The sequence below is a fragment of the Streptomyces sp. NPDC048417 genome, from assembly GCF_040651615.1.
In the GTDB taxonomy this organism is placed as follows: domain Bacteria; phylum Actinomycetota; class Actinomycetes; order Streptomycetales; family Streptomycetaceae; genus Streptomyces.
In genome coordinates, this window is sequence record NZ_JBEZKI010000031.1 from 71,382 (window position 1) to 86,321 (window position 14,940).

Sequence of the window (14,940 nt, forward strand, 5' to 3'; positions counted from 1 at the left end):
GGCACGAGGAGCCCGCCGTGAGAGGCGCGGGCACGAGGAACCCGCCGTGAGAGGCGCGGGCACGAGGAACCCGCCGTGAGAGGCGCGGGCACGAGGAACCCGCCGTGAGAGGCGCGGGCACGAGGAGCGCGCCGTGAGGGGCGCGGGGGACTGCGCGATCAGCCCCCCGCCGGACCGCGGCCGTGCAACCGCCGGCCGCCCCCGGCCCCGTCTCTCGGCGGACCGAGTCGGACGGGCGGGCAGGCGGCCGGGCGGGGCAAAGTGTTACGGCTGGGGGTGGTGCGCCGGGATGGGCGGGAGGGCGCCCGTCGTCTCGTACTCGGTCAGCATCTCGATGCGGCGGATGTGGCGCTCGCCCTCGGAGAACGGCGTGTTCAGGAAGGTCTCGACGAACTTCGTCGCCTCCTCCTGCGTGTGCATCCGCGCCCCCACCGCGACGACGTTCGCGTTGTTGTGCTGCCGGCCCAGCGACGCGGTCTCCTCGCTCCAGGCGAGCGCCGCCCGCACGCCCTTCACCTTGTTCGCGGCGATCTGCTCGCCGTTGCCGGAGCCGCCGATGACGATGCCGAGGGACTCGGAGTCCGCCGCCGTCCGCTCGGCCGCGCGGAGGCAGAAAGGCGGGTAGTCGTCCTGGGCGTCGTAGATGTGGGGGCCGCAGTCGACGGGGTCGTGACCCGCTTCCTTCAGCCACTCGACGAGGTGGTTCTTGAGTTCGAAGCCCGCATGGTCGGAGCCGAGATACACGCGCATGGGACGAGTGTGACATGCCCGTTAACGCACGGCAGCGTCGGGGCTGAGCCCTGGAAAGTGTGAGTAACACTACAGAACCTCAGGAAAACCTCAAGTAACGATATGGATTCAAAGGTTCAGGAATTCGCCTGCCTCCGTTTCACTGGACCGACTCGTACGCCGCTCGTACGGGACCCCCGCTCAACGGCGCAAAGGAATTCCCCCCATGACTTCGCAGCCGACCACGACTGCCCCGTCCCCGGCCGGTGATCCCGGCAACGGTCTGCACGCAGGACTCAAGAACCGTCACCTGTCGATGATCGCCATCGGCGGTGTCATCGGCGCCGGCCTCTTCGTCGGTTCCAGTTCGGGTATCGCCACGGCAGGGCCCGGCATCCTGCTGTCGTACGCCCTCGTCGGCACACTCGTCGTCCTCGTGATGCGGATGCTCGGCGAGATGTCCGCCGCCAATCCGACCTCCGGTTCGTTCTCCGCGCACGCCGACCGCGCGCTCGGCCGCTGGGCCGGGTTCTCCATCGGCTGGCTGTACTGGTTCTTCTGGGTCGTGGTGCTGGCGGTGGAGGCCACCGCCGGCGCCAAGATCCTGGAGGGCTGGATCCCGGCCGTGCCCCAGTGGGGCTGGGCGCTCATCGTGATGGTGGTCCTCACCGCCACCAACCTGATCTCGGTCGGCTCCTACGGCGAGTTCGAGTTCTGGTTCGCCGGGATCAAGGTCGTCGCGATCGGCGCGTTCATCGTCGTCGGCCTGCTGGCCGTCTTCGGCGTGCTGCCCGGCGTGCACGCCGACAAGGCGAGCTTCGCCAACCTCACCGACCACGGCGGATTCCTGCCCAACGGGCCCGGCGCGATCCTCACCGGTGTGCTGCTGGTCGTCTTCTCCTTCATGGGCAGCGAGATCGCCACCCTGGCCGCCGGTGAGTCCGAGGACCCGCAGCGGGCCGTCACCAAGTCCACCAACAGCATCATCTGGCGGATCGGCGTCTTCTACCTCGGCTCGATCCTCATCGTCGTCGCCCTGCTGCCCTGGAACGACCCGTCGATCAAGGAGAAGGGCTCGTACGTCGCCGCCCTCGACTCCCTCGGTATCGCGCACGCCGGCGAGATCATGAACTTCATCGTGCTGACCTCGGTGCTGTCCTGTCTCAACTCCGGTCTGTACACGGCCTCCCGGATGGCGTTCTCGCTCGGGCGGCGCGGCGACGCGCCCAAGGCGTTCGCCCGGACCACCTCCCGCGGTGTGCCGATGGCCGCGATCATCGCCTCCGTCGTCTTCGGGTTCGTCGCCGTCTTCTTCAACTACCGGTTCCCGGACTCCGTCTTCCTCTTCCTCGTCAACTCCTCCGGCGCGGTCGCCCTGTTCGTCTGGCTGGTCATCTGCTTCTCGCAGCTGCGCATGCGGAAGATCATCCAGGCCGAGGCGCCGGAGAAGCTCGTCGTGAAGATGTGGCTGTACCCGTATCTGACCTGGGCGACGGCCGGTCTGATCGTGTTCGTCCTGGGCTACATGCTGACCGACACGGAGGGCGAGAGCAGCGGTCGTACGACCGTGCTGCTGTCGCTGCTCGTCGCGGCGCTCGTGATCGCCGTCGCCCTGGTGAAGCAGAAGCTCACGGGGAGCCGCGCCGCGGCGACCGCCGCGGAGGCGGGCGAGCCCGCCGACAAGGTGTCCGTCGGCTGAGCCGACCGCCGGTCACAGCAGGGTGAAGTCCTCCTTGACCTGCTCGTACGTCCGCACGGCCTGGGTTTCGATCGCCGGCTGGTACCAGGTGTTGATCTGGTACGACTTGCCGTCGGCGTCGAAGCCCAGCAGCCGTGCGTGCCAGCGGACGCCCTTGAGGGTGAAGGTGTACTCCCAGATCACCGCCGGGTAGCCGCGGAACGCCGTCTCGACCAGCCGGATCTTGGTGTAGTCCCGGCCCTGGTGGGCGCTGCGTTCGGAGGCGCTCCAGCTGTCCATGAGGTCACCGCGGGCCAGGGAGGACTTGGCGACGAGTTCCTGGCTGCCGTCGGGGGACGTGTAGTGCACCTCGGCGCCGGTCTTCACGTCCCGGCGCCAGCCCTTCGGGGTCACCCAGGCGAATCCGCCGGCCTCCTCGTGGGCGCCGGGCGGGAGGCTGCGGGGGCGGGCGGTGCCCTCCACTGTGGGCGTCGATGTGGTGGGCGTCGATGTGGTGGGCGTCGCGGTCGAGGGGGGCGGGGAGGTACCGGCTGCTGTGTCGTTGTCGCCGCCGCCTGTGGTGGTGGTGAGCAGGATGGCGAGGGCGGTGGCTACCGCTGTGGTTCCCAGTACGGCCAGGAGAGTTGTGCGTTTGGGGGCTTTGCGACGGTGGGGCGCTGCGGGTGCGTGGGGGCTGGGCGCGCTCCGCGGCGGAGCCGCTGATGAATGCAGCCCCGCGCCCCTGACGGGGCGCTCCGGTTCGGGGCGCCGCGATGTGAAGCCTGCTTGAGGGAGGGTCGGGCCCGCTGAATTGCTGGGCGGAGTTTCCGAGCGGACCTCGGAGCGTTCCGTCGCCGCCTCCGTCGACGCACTCACCGGCGGGGACGTCCGCACCTGCGTCGGCCGCGGCTGCGGGCGTTCGTCCTCGGGCTCCGCAACGCGCGGCTTCGTCAGGTCCACGTACGCCGGGGTCGGGCGCTCCGCTGGAACCGGGGGCGGGGCCGGAGCTGGGGCCGGAGCCGGAGCCGGGTAGGTCTCTGTCGGGGTCTGGGGTGGGTACGCCACCGGGCGCAGGGTCTGTTCCACCTCCGCCAGGCCGGGCCTCGCCGTCGGTTCCTTCGCCAGCAGCGCTGCCAGCAGGTCGTGCAACGGACCTGCCTCGGCGGGGAGTTCGGGCTCCTCGTAGAGGACCGCGTGCAGGGTGGCCAGGGTCGTGTCGCGCGAGAAGGGGGAGCGGCCGCCGAGAGCCGCGCACAGGGTCGCGCCGAGCGACCAGATGTCCGACGGCGGGCCCTGCGGGCGGCCGGAGATCCGCTCGGGTGCCATGTAGTCGGGGGAGCCGACGAGCATGCCGACCATGGTGAGCGCCTTGGCGTCCTGGATCGCCGCGATGCCGAAGTCGGTGAGGACGACCCGGCCGGCGGTGTTCTCGACGAGTACGTTCCCGGGTTTGATGTCGCGGTGCAGCACTCCCCCGGCGTGCACCTGGCGCAGCGCGGCGACCAGGCCGAGGCCGATCCGCGCCGCCGCACGCGGGCTCAGCGCCCCCTCCTCGGCCATGATCCACTCCAGGGAGCGGCCGTTGACCAGCTCCATGACGATCCACAGGCGTTCGCCCTCGTCGACGACGTCGTAGACCCGTACGACGTTGGGGTGGTCGATCCGGGCGGTGGCCCTGGCCTCGCGCAGGGTGCGTTCGCGGCGGGTGCGGGTGTCCTCGGCGTCCAGGCCGTCGATCCGCATCTCCTTGACGGCGACCTGCCGGTCGAGCGTCTCGTCGGCGGCCCGCCACACCCGCCCCATTCCCCCCTGCCCGATACTCTCGGCCAGCCGGTAGCGACCGGTCACCAGCAGCCCCGGGACACCACCGTGCCCCGCGCTCCCCGAATTCCCTGGACCACCTGAATTCCCTGGACCAACTGAATTCCCTGGACCACCTGAATTCCCCGGACCACCTGAAATCCCTGAACTCCCTGAATTCTCCGGCAATTCGCTGCACCCCCTCAACGACCGCCCCTGCTGACACACAATGGTCACACTTGCGGCCGTACCAGCATAGTGCGGAGAAATCTTGTGGTACCTCTTCAAGTGACCGCGAATTCAGGCGCGGTCCAGGGGGTTGCAAGGGGGACGAACATGAGTTCTCGTCGTATGGCAGTCGTCACGGGATCGCTGGTCACGGCATCTTTCTCGGCCGTGATGATCCTCCCGTTCACGGCTGCCGCCGATGACCAGGGACCGGCAAGCGGCAAGGGGGGAAAGGCGGTTGACCAGGCACCGGCGGGTGTGAAGCTGACGACCACGCTGCCCGAGAAGATCTCGGTCGACAACAGTTCGCAGAAAACGGCGATTACCGCCACGGTCAAGAACGAAGGAACCAAGGACAGCACCGGCATCAGGCTTTTGGTGGTCGGTTTCGACGGCCTGAAGGTCACGAACGTGCAGGGCTGCGACGCCATCGCGGCGAAGGACCTGCCGGCCGGTTCGAACAGCGGCTTCAGCTGCCCGGTCGGCGCGCTCGGCGCGGGCAAGTCGAAGTCGTATCCGGTGGACGCCACGTTCGACCTGGGCAGGACCGGGAAGATCTGTCTGCCCGTGCAGAGCGCGGACGGGAAGAAGACCTTCTGGCAGCAGGGCCCGGTGCCGTTCGGTACGACGAACCCGTCGCCGAACGCCCCGGCCACCCCGCTGCTGCTCGGCACCGACAACAAGCCGGTCGGACCGAGCGGCGACCAGTTGCCGAAGACCGGTGCGGGCAGTGACGTGCTGCCGCTCGGCGCGGCCGGTGCGGCACTGGTCGCGGCCGGGGTGGCGGGCGTGTGGTGGTCGCGGCGGCCGACCGGCTGAGCGGGACACCCATGGGAAGGGGCCCGGGGGGGGGGGGGGGCCCCGGGGCCCCCCCGGGGGGGGGGGGGGGGGGGGGGGGGGGGGGGGGGGGGGGCGGGCCCGCGTGAGCGGGGGGGGGGGGGGGGGGGGGGGGGGGGGGGGGGGCCGCCCCCCGCGCCCCTTCCCGGCTTCGGTCCCGTCAGTTCTTGTCGGCGAACTTCCAGGCGGCCGGCAGCGCGCCCATCGCCAGGGCCGCCTTCACCGCGTCGCCGATCAGGAACGGGGTGAGGCCGGCGGCGACCGCCGCGGACGCGGACAGGTCGGCGGAGTAGGCCAGGTACGGCACGCCGATCGCGTAGATGATCGCCTCGCCGAGCACCATCGTGCCCGCCATCCGCAGCACATTGCGGTCGGCGCCGCGGCGGGCCAGGGCGCCCACGACGGCGGAGGCGAGCATCATGCCGAGGATGTAGCCGAAGGAGACGGAGACCCCGGAGGTGCCGCTCGCGAACCACGGCACGCCCGCGAGGCCCGCCAGCGCGTACAGGGCCAGGGAGAGCAGGCCGCGGCGGGCGCCGAGGGCGGTGCCGACGAGCAGGGCCGCGAAGGTCTGGCCGGTGACCGGGACCGGGGAGCCCGGGACCGGTACGGCGATCTGGGCGGCGAGGCCGGTGAGCGCGGCGCCGCCGGCCACGAGGGCCACGTCGCGCACCCGGGACGCGGGCAGGAGGTCGGCGAGGACGGTGCCGGTGCGGGTCGACGCGGCTGCGGTGGCGGTGCTCATGGGGACTCCGCGAGGTGAGGGTGGGCGGACAACCAGGGGACACCGTGACGCTATCTCGGCCCGCCTGAGCCGAACACGTCAGCGATCGACAAAGCCCGGAACGGGCGGTTGGTGGGCTCCCCACAAAGGGTGCGGGTTACACGCGGTTCGAGGTGACGCCGATCACTGAGGCAGAGATGTTTCAGTCACGTCAACGGCGTTGAACAGGTCTGTGGAGTTCCACCAATCGAATCCTAGTGGTCTGGTGGGATTCCTGGTTGCTGGCCTACGCTCTCGGACATGGTCGCCCAGTCCCGGAACTTCACGTCGCGTCGCTATGTCGACCTGCGACGGCAAGGGGCTGCCACCTGTCGCCGTCCGGCCTGAGGCCGCGCGGCAGGGACCGGACCCGGCGCGCCTCGACCGCCAAGACGTGTCGGCCCCCGTTCCCGAGGACGGTTTCCATGCCCCGTACCGCGGCACCCCCGCTCCCCTCTCCCCCCGGCGACCGGCGGCGGACCAGCGCCAGCGTGGTTCTGCGGTCGGTGCTGGAGCACGGGCCGGTGGCCCGCTCCACCATCGCCCGGCTGACCGGCCTTTCCCCGGCCTCCGTCACCGACTACTGCGCCCGGTTCACCGAACTCGGCCTGATCCGGGAGGCGCAGGCGCCGCGCCGGGCCGGCGGGGTGGGCCGGCCGCACGTGCCCGTCGACCTGGACGACTCGCGGTTCGTGGTCGGCGGGGTGCACGTGGCCGTGCCGTACACCACGGTCGCGCTGCTCGACCTGCGCGGCCGGGTGGTCCTGCGGCGGGAGTTGAAGCACCGGGACACCGAGCCGCGCGGGGTGCTGGAGCGGGCCGCCGCCGGGCTGGCCGCGCTGCTCGACCGGGTGCCGGGCTGCCGGCCGCTGGGCGTCGGGGTCGCGGTCGGCGGCTGGGTGGACCGGGACTCCGGGACCGTCGTCGAGCACCCGCTGCTGGGCTGGCGCGAGGTGCCGGTGCGCGAACTGCTCGGCGCGGCCACCGGGCTGCCGGTCCATGTGGACGGGCACGCGCGGGCGTTGGTCAACGGGGAGCGGCTCTTCGGGCGGGCCCGAGGCAGCCGGAGCGTGCTGCACCTGTTCGTCGGGAACGTGGTCGACGCGGCCTTCGCCACCGGCGACGAGGTGCACCACGGCCCGCGCTCGCAGGCGGGCACGATCGCCCATCTCCCGGTGCCGGGCGGCACCGAGCCGTGCGGCTGCGGGCGCACCGGCTGTCTCCAGGTGGAGCTGAGCGAGCGGACGCTGGTGCGCCGGGCCCGGGCGGCCGGGGTCGTCGACGGTGTCAATCCGATGGACGTCCTCGCGGCGGCCGGCGCCGGTGATCCGGTGGCGGTACGGCTGCTGGTGGAGCGGGCGCGGCTGACCGGGCGGGCGGCGGGGCTGCTCCTCGACGTCCTCAACCCGGAGAGCGTGGTGGTCACCGAGGTGGGGGTACTGAACCGCGAGGACTGCCTGGCGGCGCTGCGGGAGGCGGTCGGGCCGGCGCGGGCGGCCGTGGTCGCGCCGACCAGTTTCGGGGACCGGGTGCTGGCGGTGGCGGGCGGTTCGGTGGTCCTCGACGTGCTGTACCGGGACCCGTTGAGCGCGTCACCACGGCTTATTTAATTCAGAAACTCGGAATGTTGACAGCCGTCGTCCACGGCAAGGAACATCCTTCTCATGACCTGTCGCACCCTCTGTTGCTGACGTCTTGACGCGCCCCGAGCGCGCATTTCACGCTGCGTGAGATCTCTCTTTCCGGCCTTCTGTCGCCGGAAATTCTCCCTGCCTTTCTGCTGCTTCTCAGCTGCTTTTCTCCCGGGAGCCCTCCCATGCCTTCTGCGTCCTCCTCCGGCATCGACCGCCGGCTCTTCCTCACCTCGCTCCTCGGCGCCTCGGCGGCCGTGGCCGGGCTCAGCGGCTGCGCGGGCGGCACGGCCGCCGCCGAGACCACGGGCGCCTCGACCGCTCCGCTGGCCGCCAAGGTCCCGGCCGGCACCAGCCTGAAGATCGCCTCCTATCTGAACACCCAGCAGTTGCAGTTCAAGCTGGCGAAGCTGCCCGCGCTGCCGTTCACGGTGTCGAGCTGGCTGAACATCGGGGCCGGCCCCGATGTCATCAACGCGTTCCGCGCCAAGTCGCTGGACCTCGCCAACAACGCGGGAATTCCGCCGATCCAGGCGCAGTTCCAGGGTTTCGCGGCGAAGATCGTGGCGATCAACATCACCCGCAAACCCAACTATCTGTTCGCCACCAAGCCCGGCAGCGACATCCGCACGGTCGCCGATTTCAAGGGAAAGAAGCTGGCGTTCTCACAGGGCCAGGCCCAGGGGGTCGTGCTGCTGCGGGCGCTGAAGGAGGCCGGGCTCGCCTACGACGACGTGCGGCTGGTCCCGCTGACCAGCAACCAGTTCTTCACGGCCCTGCAGTCCGGCCAGGTGGACGTGGCCCCGCTCCCCAACACCCAGGCGCCGGCCTATATCCAGCAGTACGGCGCGAAGGGCGCCCACACGATCGCCACCGACGTCGTCGACCTGCTCAACCTGCTGTGGGCCCCGCAGGCGGTGCTGAACGACCGGGCGAAGGCGGCCGCGGTCGCCGCGTACATCCCGCAGTGGGCCAAGGGCCTGGTCTGGCAGTGGGAGAACCCGGACACCTGGAACGAGGAGTTCTACGTGAAGACCCAGAACCTGACCCTCGCCCAGGCCCAGGGCATCACGAAGCTCGCGAACAAGCCGTTGTTCCCGCCGAGCTGGGACGAGGCGATCAAGTGGGAGCAGGAGACCGCCGATCTGCTGGCGGAGGGCGGTTTCGTGAAGAAGACCGACGTCTCCTCGCTCTTCGACCACCGCTTCGAGTCGATCGCCGCGAAGGCCGTACCGGCGGAGTACCGCAAATGACCGCCGTGGCCACCGGCACCGTGCCGGTTCCCGTCGAGGAGGAGGCCCGCCGGGTCCGCCCGCGCCGCCGCCTCTCCCCCGGCCGCCGGCTGCCCGCCGCCCGCCTCGCCGGGCCCCTGGTCTTCCTCGCCGCGTGGGCGATCGCGTCCGCCGCCGGACAGCTCGACCCGGGCGCCATCCCGGCGCCCTGGACCGTCCTGGACACCGCCGTCCACCTGTGGACGGCCGGGACGCTGCGCACCGACATCCTGACCTCCGTGGAACGGGCCGGGTACGGCTTCGCGATCGGGCTGACCGCCGGGGTGCTGCTGGCCCTGGCCGCCGGGCTCAGCCGGACCGGGGAGGCGCTGATCGACGGGACCGTGCAGATCAACCGGGCGATCCCGACCCTCGGTCTGATCCCGCTGTTCATCCTCTGGCTGGGCATCGGCGAGACCTTCAAGATCGCCATCATCGCGATCGTCGTCTACATCCCGGTCTACCTGAACACGCACGCCGCGCTGTCCGCCATCGACAGCCGGTACGTCGAACTCGCCGAGGTGCTGGACCTGTCGAAGCTCCGGTTCATCCGGCAGATCGTGATCCCCGGCGCGCTGCCCGGATTCTTCGTGGGACTCCGGCTCGGTGTCACCGGATCCTGGCTCGGCCTGGTCGTCCTGGAGCAGATCAACGCCACCAGCGGCCTCGGCTACATGATGTTCCAGGCCCAGAACTACGGCCGCAGCGACATCATCCTGGTCGGTCTGCTGATCTACGGCGTCTTCGGCCTCGTCTCCGACACCGTGGTCCGTGCCATCGAACGGAGGGTGCTGTCATGGCGCCGCACACTGAGCAGCTGACCCGCCCCGCCGTCGAGATCCGGGGACTGACCCGGTCGTTCGGCGGCCGTACGGTCCTCGACAGCGTCGATCTGGACCTGCCCGCCGGACAGTTCACCGCCCTGCTCGGGCACAGCGGTTCCGGCAAGTCCACCCTGCTGCGGGCGGTCGCCGGACTCGACCACGGGGTCGCGGGCAGTGGCCGACTCACCGCGCCCGAGCGGGTGTCGGTGGTCTTCCAGGACTCCCGGCTGCTGCCCTGGCGCCGGGTGCTGGACAACGTGGTGCTGGGACTGGACGGCAAGGACGCCCATGCGAAGGGCCGGGCGGCGCTGGAAGAGGTCGGTCTCGGCGGCCGGGAGCGGGCCTGGCCGGGTGAGCTGTCCGGCGGCGAGGCGCAGCGTGCCGCGCTCGCCCGCTCCCTGGTCCGGGAGCCCGAACTGCTTCTCGCCGACGAGCCGTTCGGGGCGCTCGACGCCCTCACCCGCATCAAGATGCACCACCTGCTGCGCGAGCTGTGGAAGCGGCACCGGCCGTCCGTGCTGCTCGTCACCCACGACGTCGACGAGGCGATCGTCCTCGCCGACCGCGTCCTGGTCCTGGAGAACGGCCGGATCGGCCTCGACCTGACCGTCGACCGCGCCCACCCCAGCGCCCTCTACCGGAAGCAACTGCTCGCCGCCCTCGGTGTCACGGAGGCCCCCGCATGACCCGCTCGCTCCACCTCAACGCCTTCCTGATGAACACCGGTCACCACGAGGCCTCCTGGCGCCTCCCGGAGAGCGACCCCTACGCGCACGTCGACCTCGCGCACTACGTACGGCTGGCCCGCACCGCCGAGCGCGGCACCTTCGACTCCCTCTTCCTCGCCGACGGCCCGCATCTGTGGGGCAGTGTCGAGCAGCGGCCCTCCGGGGCGCTCGAACCCCTCACCCTGCTCACCGCGCTGGCCACCGCCACCGAGCACATCGGCCTGATCGCCACCGCCTCCACCTCCTACAACTCCCCCTACAACCTGGCCCGCAGGTTCGCCTCCCTGGACATCCTCAGCGGCGGCCGGGCGGGCTGGAACATCGTCACCACCGCGGGGGCGGAGGCGGCCCGCAACTTCGGTCTGGACGCGGAGCCCGCGCACGCCGAGCGGTACGCCCGGGCCGCCGACTTCCTCGACGTGGCCCTGAAGCTCTGGGACAGCTGGGAGGACGACGCGATCGTCGCCGACAAGGCGGCCGGCGTCTGGGGCGACGACGCGAAGATCCACCCGCCTCGGCACCAGGGGCCGTACTTCAGTGTCGAGGGCGCCCTCAACGTGCCGCGCTCCCCGCAGGGTTACCCGCTGCTGGTGCAGGCGGGCTCCAGCGAGGACGGCAAGGCGTTCGCGGCCCGGTACGCGGAGGCGGTGTTCACCGCGCAGCAGACCATCGAGGACGCCCGCGCCTTCTACGCCGACCTCAAGGCCCGCACGGCCGCGGCCGGCCGGGACCCGGACCACATCAAGGTGCTGCCGGGCATCGTCCCGGTGATCGGCTCGACCGAGGCCGAGGCGCGGGCCAACGAGCGGCTCCTCGAGGACCACATCGTGCACCGGCACGGTGTCGACCGCCTGGAGCGGCTCCTCCAACTGGCCCCCGGCACCCTGGAGCTGGATGCGCAGCTGCCGGCCGACCTGCCGTCCGAGGACGCCGTCGAAGGGGCCAAGAGCCGCTACACGCTGGTGGTCGAACTCGCCCGCCGCGACCGGCTCACCGTGCGGCAGCTGATCGGCCGGCTCGGCGGCGGCCGCGGCCATCTGACCTTCGCCGGGACACCCGAGCAGATCGCCGACGCGATCGGGACCTGGTTCACCGAGGGCGCCGCCGACGGCTTCAACATCATGCCGCCGGTGCTGCCCTCCGGTCTGGAGGCCTTCGTCGACCACGTCGTACCGATCCTGCGCGCCCGCGGCCTGCTGCGCGCGGAGTACGACGGCCGCCCCCACCGCACCCTGCGGGAGCGCTACGGCCTCCCCCGCCCCGCCAACCAGTACGCCGGCCCCGTGCTCGTCTGAAGCTCATCCGAAGCTCATCCGAAAGGAACCGCGATGTCCCTCGAGATCACCAAGATCACCGCGAACATCGGCGCCCGGATCTCCGGCGTCGACATCTCCCGGCCGCTCGGCGCGGGGACCGCCACCGCGATCCGCGAGGCCCTCAGTACGCACAAGGCGCTCGTCTTCGACGACGTGAACCTCGACGACGACACCCAGCAGGCCTTCGTCCGGCACTTCGGCGAGGTCACCACCGCGCATCCGACGGTCTCCTCGATCGCCGGCGTCCCGAACGTCCTCCCGGTCGACAGCGAGCGCGGCCGGGCCGCCAACCACTGGCACACGGACGTGACCTTCGTCCTCAACCCGCCGCAGGCCACCACCCTGCGCTCGGTCACCGTCCCGCCGTACGGCGGCGAGACCCTGATCGCCAGCTCGGCCGCCGCCTACCGCCAGCTCCCGGAACCCCTGCGCCAGTTGGCGGACAGCCTGTGGGCGGAGCACACCAACGACTACGACTACGCCGTACCCGACGAGGAGATCGACGAGGAGCAGGCCGCCCAGCGCGCCCAGTTCACCTCGATCACCTACCGCACGGTCCACCCTCTCGTCCGCGTCCACCCGCTGACCGGTGAACGCGGCCTGTTCATCGGCGGCTTCGCGCAGCGGATCGTAGGCCTCTCGCCGTCCGAGTCCCGCAAGATCCTCGACCTGCTCCAGGCATACGTCACCCGGCCGGAGAACATCCTGCGCCACCGCTGGTCGCCGAACCAGCTGGTGATCTTCGACAACCGGATCACCCAGCACTACGCCATCGACAACTACGACGGCCTGCCGCGCCGGCTGCACCGGGTGACCCTCGCCGGTGACGTCCCGGTGGGCACCGAGGGCAAGGAGAGCTACTCGATCGCGGGCGACGCCTCGCACTACACCTCCGTGGCCGCGTGACCGCGGCGCGTTAGGGGCGTGTCGGGACAACGGGCGGTCTCCCCCTCTGAGCGGGGAGGCCGCCCAGACTGGCCTTCTCGTCCGTTGCTGTGCCGCTGCGCGGCACAGGGTTCGGACGGGAATCGTGGCGCGGAGCGTCACGGATGCCGTCCTGCGGAGCATGAGAGTGCGGGTGTCACCACGGCCGGCACGGAGCGTCACGGGCCCGATCCGGCGAAGCTGGGTGACGCCTGTCCCGTTCGGCCCGTTCTGCTCCCCGGTTCAGGGGGATCGGCCGCACATACGGTCCCTCTGCCAGCGGGTAGCGCTCGTTCGTACGATCTCCGCACGCAGCTTCGGTACGCCTTCAGGCGGTACCCGGAACCCGGCCAACGCCTCGCGCCGGCCAGGGCGTTCGGGTGCGCCCGCGTCGTGGACAACGATGCCGTGCGCGCCCGCGAGCGCGCCCGCTGAATCAGGCCCAGCGGGCGCCGTCCCGCAAGCAGAAGGGATCCAGAAACCGGGAGGAGGCCCGCCTCAAGGTCGCCCGCACCCACGCGAAGGTGACCGGTGCGCGTCGCGAGCAGCGGCGGCGCGCCGGCGGCTGATCCCGCCCGTTTCCCGCGAGGCCCTCACGTGACGACACGTGGGGGCCTTGTTTCTTGCCCGCACCAGGCTTCTTGTTGCTAACGTGTAGTTGCAAGTCTTGTGCAATAAGAGGTCCGGAGGGGACTCACGCCCATGCCCGTCTACACGCTCCCTGAACTGCCCTACGACTACTCCGCGCTCGCACCCGTGATCAGCCCCGAGATCATCGAGCTGCACCACGACAAGCACCACGCGGCCTACGTCAAGGGCGCCAACGACACGCTGGAACAGCTCGCGGAAGCACGGGACAAGGACAGCTGGGGCTCGGTCAACGGCCTGGAGAAGAACCTGGCATTCCATCTGTCCGGCCACATCCTGCACAGCATCTACTGGCGGAACATGACCGGCCCGAAGGACGGCGGCGGCGAGCCGCTGGCCGCCGACGGCGTGGGCGACCTGGCCGAGGCCATCACCGAGTCCTTCGGCTCCTTCGCCGGCTTCAAGGCCCAGCTCACCAAGGCCGCCGCGACCACCCAGGGCTCCGGCTGGGGCGTCCTCGCGTACGAGCCGCTGAGCGGGCGGCTGGTCGTCGAGCAGGTCTACGACCACCAGGGCAACGTCGGCCAGGGCTCCACCCCGCTCCTGGTCTTCGACGCCTGGGAGCACGCCTTCTACCTCCAGTACAGGAACCAGAAGGTCGACTTCATCGACGCCATGTGGGCCGTCGTCGACTGGCAGGACGTGGCCCGCCGTCACGAGGCGGCGAAGTCCCGCGCGGATGTGCTGCTGCTGGCTCCCTGAGCCTTCGGAGCGTCCTGCCTCGTGATCGTCTTCTCACCGCTCACGGGGGCAGGCGGAAAGAAGGGAAGCCCCCGCGAGTGGGCACCCCCCTCCGGGGGAGTGACTCGCGGGGGCTTCCCCGTAAGGGTTCTCGGGCCTACAGGTTGCTGAAGTCGGGGCCCTTGGTGCGGGTCCGCTTGATCTCGTAGAAGCCGGGGACGGAGGCGACCGCGAGGGTGCCGTCCCACAGCCGGGCCGCCTCCTCGCCCTTGGGGGCGGGGGTGACGACCGGGCCGAAGAAGGCGATCTGCTCGCCGTCCGCGCCGGGGACCGCGATGACCGGGGTGCCGACGTCCTGGCCGACCTTGTCGATGCCCTCCTTGTGGGAGGCGCGCAGCTCGGCGTCGAACTCGAAGTCCTCCTGCTCGGCGTAGTCGATCAGGTCGGCGGGCAGACCGACGTCCGCGAGGGCGCCCGCGACAGCCTCCAGGGTCGGGCCCTCGCCGTTGTTGTGAATACGGGTGCCGAGCGCGGTGTACAGCGGGCCGAGGACGTCGGCACCGTGCTTCTGCCAGGCCGCGGTGACCACGCGGATCGGCTTCCAGGCCTTGGTCTCCAGCAGCTCGCGGTACTCCTCGGGCAGCTCGTCCAGCCTCGGCTCGTTGAGCACGGCAAGGCTCATGATGTGCCAGCGGACCTCGATGTCCCTGACCTTCTCCACCTCCAGCACCCACCGGGAGGTCATCCAGGCCCAGGGGCAGAGCGGGTCGAACCAGAAGTCGACAGGGGTCTTGCCGGGACTCGTCACGGTGTCGGACATGGCTCTCCTCGGAATACGGGCCTTTTCCAGCCGCAACACCGCCATCGGTCGCCCCATTCCCG

13 protein-coding genes and 1 pseudogene are annotated in these 14,940 nt (G+C 70.8%); 10 read left to right on the top strand and 4 right to left on the bottom strand.

The window, feature by feature from the left end; translation table 11 throughout:
• Positions 1-264: 264 nt before the first annotated feature.
• Positions 265-750 (bottom strand): ribose-5-phosphate isomerase, encoded by a 486-nt coding sequence (locus AB0D59_RS39005; protein ID WP_362575726.1) that lies wholly within the window; start codon positions 748-750, stop codon positions 265-267.
• Positions 751-955: 205 nt separating this feature from the next.
• On the opposite strand from AB0D59_RS39005, the gene AB0D59_RS39010 reads away from it, so the two are divergent.
• The gene (locus AB0D59_RS39010) at positions 956-2,428 is read left to right on the top strand and encodes an amino acid permease (RefSeq protein ID WP_362575728.1); all 1,473 of its coding nucleotides are present in this window, start codon (positions 956-958) and stop codon (positions 2,426-2,428) included.
• A gap of 12 nt (positions 2,429-2,440) precedes the next feature.
• Here AB0D59_RS39010 and AB0D59_RS39015 read toward each other — a convergent pair whose 3' ends face one another.
• A complete protein-coding gene (locus AB0D59_RS39015; protein WP_362575832.1) occupies positions 2,441-4,210 on the bottom strand; it encodes a serine/threonine-protein kinase in 1,770 nt (589 codons plus the stop codon).
• A gap of 333 nt (positions 4,211-4,543) precedes the next feature.
• Between AB0D59_RS39015 and AB0D59_RS39020 the strand changes: the two genes are divergently transcribed.
• Positions 4,544-5,254 carry an LPXTG cell wall anchor domain-containing protein gene (locus tag AB0D59_RS39020; protein WP_362575730.1) on the top strand — a complete coding sequence of 237 codons (711 nt, stop codon included), beginning with the start codon at positions 4,544-4,546 and terminating at the stop codon, positions 5,252-5,254.
• 178 nt (positions 5,255-5,432) lie between these two features.
• On the opposite strand, the gene AB0D59_RS39025 is transcribed toward AB0D59_RS39020, so the two are convergent.
• Positions 5,433-6,017: a biotin transporter BioY gene (locus tag AB0D59_RS39025; RefSeq protein WP_362575732.1), complete on the bottom strand. Its 585-nt coding sequence runs from the start codon at positions 6,015-6,017 to the stop codon at positions 5,433-5,435.
• A 443-nt stretch (positions 6,018-6,460) separates the two neighbouring features.
• On the opposite strand from AB0D59_RS39025, the gene AB0D59_RS39030 reads away from it, so the two are divergent.
• From AB0D59_RS39030 to AB0D59_RS39065, 8 genes and pseudogenes are all read left to right on the top strand, one after another.
• A complete protein-coding gene (locus tag AB0D59_RS39030; protein WP_362575734.1) occupies positions 6,461-7,645 on the top strand; it encodes an ROK family protein in 1,185 nt (394 codons plus the stop codon).
• Positions 7,646-7,851: 206 nt separating this feature from the next.
• On the top strand, positions 7,852-8,919 hold the full coding sequence (locus tag AB0D59_RS39035; protein WP_362575736.1) for an ABC transporter substrate-binding protein: 1,068 nt from the start codon (positions 7,852-7,854) through the stop codon (positions 8,917-8,919).
• Positions 8,916-9,758 carry an ABC transporter permease gene (locus AB0D59_RS39040; RefSeq protein ID WP_362575738.1) on the top strand — a complete coding sequence of 281 codons (843 nt, stop codon included), beginning with the start codon at positions 8,916-8,918 and terminating at the stop codon, positions 9,756-9,758. The genes AB0D59_RS39035 and AB0D59_RS39040 overlap by 4 nt, the downstream gene beginning before the upstream one ends.
• Positions 9,734-10,447, top strand: a complete 714-nt coding sequence (locus tag AB0D59_RS39045) for an ABC transporter ATP-binding protein (RefSeq protein WP_362575740.1) — start codon at positions 9,734-9,736, stop codon at positions 10,445-10,447. Before AB0D59_RS39040 ends, AB0D59_RS39045 begins: the two co-directional genes overlap by 25 nt.
• Positions 10,444-11,784 carry an LLM class flavin-dependent oxidoreductase gene (locus tag AB0D59_RS39050; protein ID WP_362575741.1) on the top strand — a complete coding sequence of 447 codons (1,341 nt, stop codon included), beginning with the start codon at positions 10,444-10,446 and terminating at the stop codon, positions 11,782-11,784. The genes AB0D59_RS39045 and AB0D59_RS39050 overlap by 4 nt, the downstream gene beginning before the upstream one ends.
• A 33-nt stretch (positions 11,785-11,817) precedes the next feature.
• Entirely contained in the window at positions 11,818-12,711 is an 894-nt protein-coding gene (locus tag AB0D59_RS39055; RefSeq protein WP_362575743.1) for a TauD/TfdA family dioxygenase, read from the top strand.
• A gap of 291 nt (positions 12,712-13,002) precedes the next feature.
• Positions 13,003-13,158 (top strand): annotated as a pseudogene (locus AB0D59_RS39060) (helix-turn-helix domain-containing protein); the annotation flags it as partial.
• 273 nt (positions 13,159-13,431) lie between these two features.
• A complete protein-coding gene (locus AB0D59_RS39065; protein ID WP_362575745.1) occupies positions 13,432-14,079 on the top strand; it encodes a superoxide dismutase in 648 nt (215 codons plus the stop codon).
• 136 nt (positions 14,080-14,215) lie between these two features.
• On the opposite strand, the gene AB0D59_RS39070 is transcribed toward AB0D59_RS39065, so the two are convergent.
• Complete coding sequence (locus AB0D59_RS39070; RefSeq protein WP_362575747.1) at positions 14,216-14,878, bottom strand: DsbA family protein; 663 nt, start codon at positions 14,876-14,878, stop codon at positions 14,216-14,218.
• Positions 14,879-14,940: the final 62 nt, after the last annotated feature.

Excerpts from the sequence above, each read along its gene's own strand:
- AB0D59_RS39050 (WP_362575741.1), top strand. The coding sequence starts at position 10,444 with ATGACCCGCTCGCTCCACCTCAACGCCTTCCTGATGAACACCGGTCAC.
- AB0D59_RS39025 (WP_362575732.1), bottom strand. The coding sequence starts at position 6,017 with ATGAGCACCGCCACCGCAGCCGCGTCGACCCGCACCGGCACCGTCCTC.
- AB0D59_RS39030 (WP_362575734.1), top strand. The coding sequence starts at position 6,461 with ATGCCCCGTACCGCGGCACCCCCGCTCCCCTCTCCCCCCGGCGACCGG.
- AB0D59_RS39065 (WP_362575745.1), top strand. The coding sequence starts at position 13,432 with ATGCCCGTCTACACGCTCCCTGAACTGCCCTACGACTACTCCGCGCTC.
- AB0D59_RS39070 (WP_362575747.1), bottom strand. The coding sequence starts at position 14,878 with ATGTCCGACACCGTGACGAGTCCCGGCAAGACCCCTGTCGACTTCTGG.
- AB0D59_RS39005 (WP_362575726.1), bottom strand. The coding sequence starts at position 750 with ATGCGCGTGTATCTCGGCTCCGACCATGCGGGCTTCGAACTCAAGAAC.
- AB0D59_RS39045 (WP_362575740.1), top strand. The coding sequence starts at position 9,734 with ATGGCGCCGCACACTGAGCAGCTGACCCGCCCCGCCGTCGAGATCCGG.
- AB0D59_RS39040 (WP_362575738.1), top strand. The coding sequence starts at position 8,916 with ATGACCGCCGTGGCCACCGGCACCGTGCCGGTTCCCGTCGAGGAGGAG.
- AB0D59_RS39055 (WP_362575743.1), top strand. The coding sequence starts at position 11,818 with ATGTCCCTCGAGATCACCAAGATCACCGCGAACATCGGCGCCCGGATC.
- AB0D59_RS39035 (WP_362575736.1), top strand. The coding sequence starts at position 7,852 with ATGCCTTCTGCGTCCTCCTCCGGCATCGACCGCCGGCTCTTCCTCACC.
- AB0D59_RS39020 (WP_362575730.1), top strand. The coding sequence starts at position 4,544 with ATGAGTTCTCGTCGTATGGCAGTCGTCACGGGATCGCTGGTCACGGCA.
- AB0D59_RS39010 (WP_362575728.1), top strand. The coding sequence starts at position 956 with ATGACTTCGCAGCCGACCACGACTGCCCCGTCCCCGGCCGGTGATCCC.
- AB0D59_RS39015 (WP_362575832.1), bottom strand. The coding sequence starts at position 4,210 with ATGGGGCGGGTGTGGCGGGCCGCCGACGAGACGCTCGACCGGCAGGTC.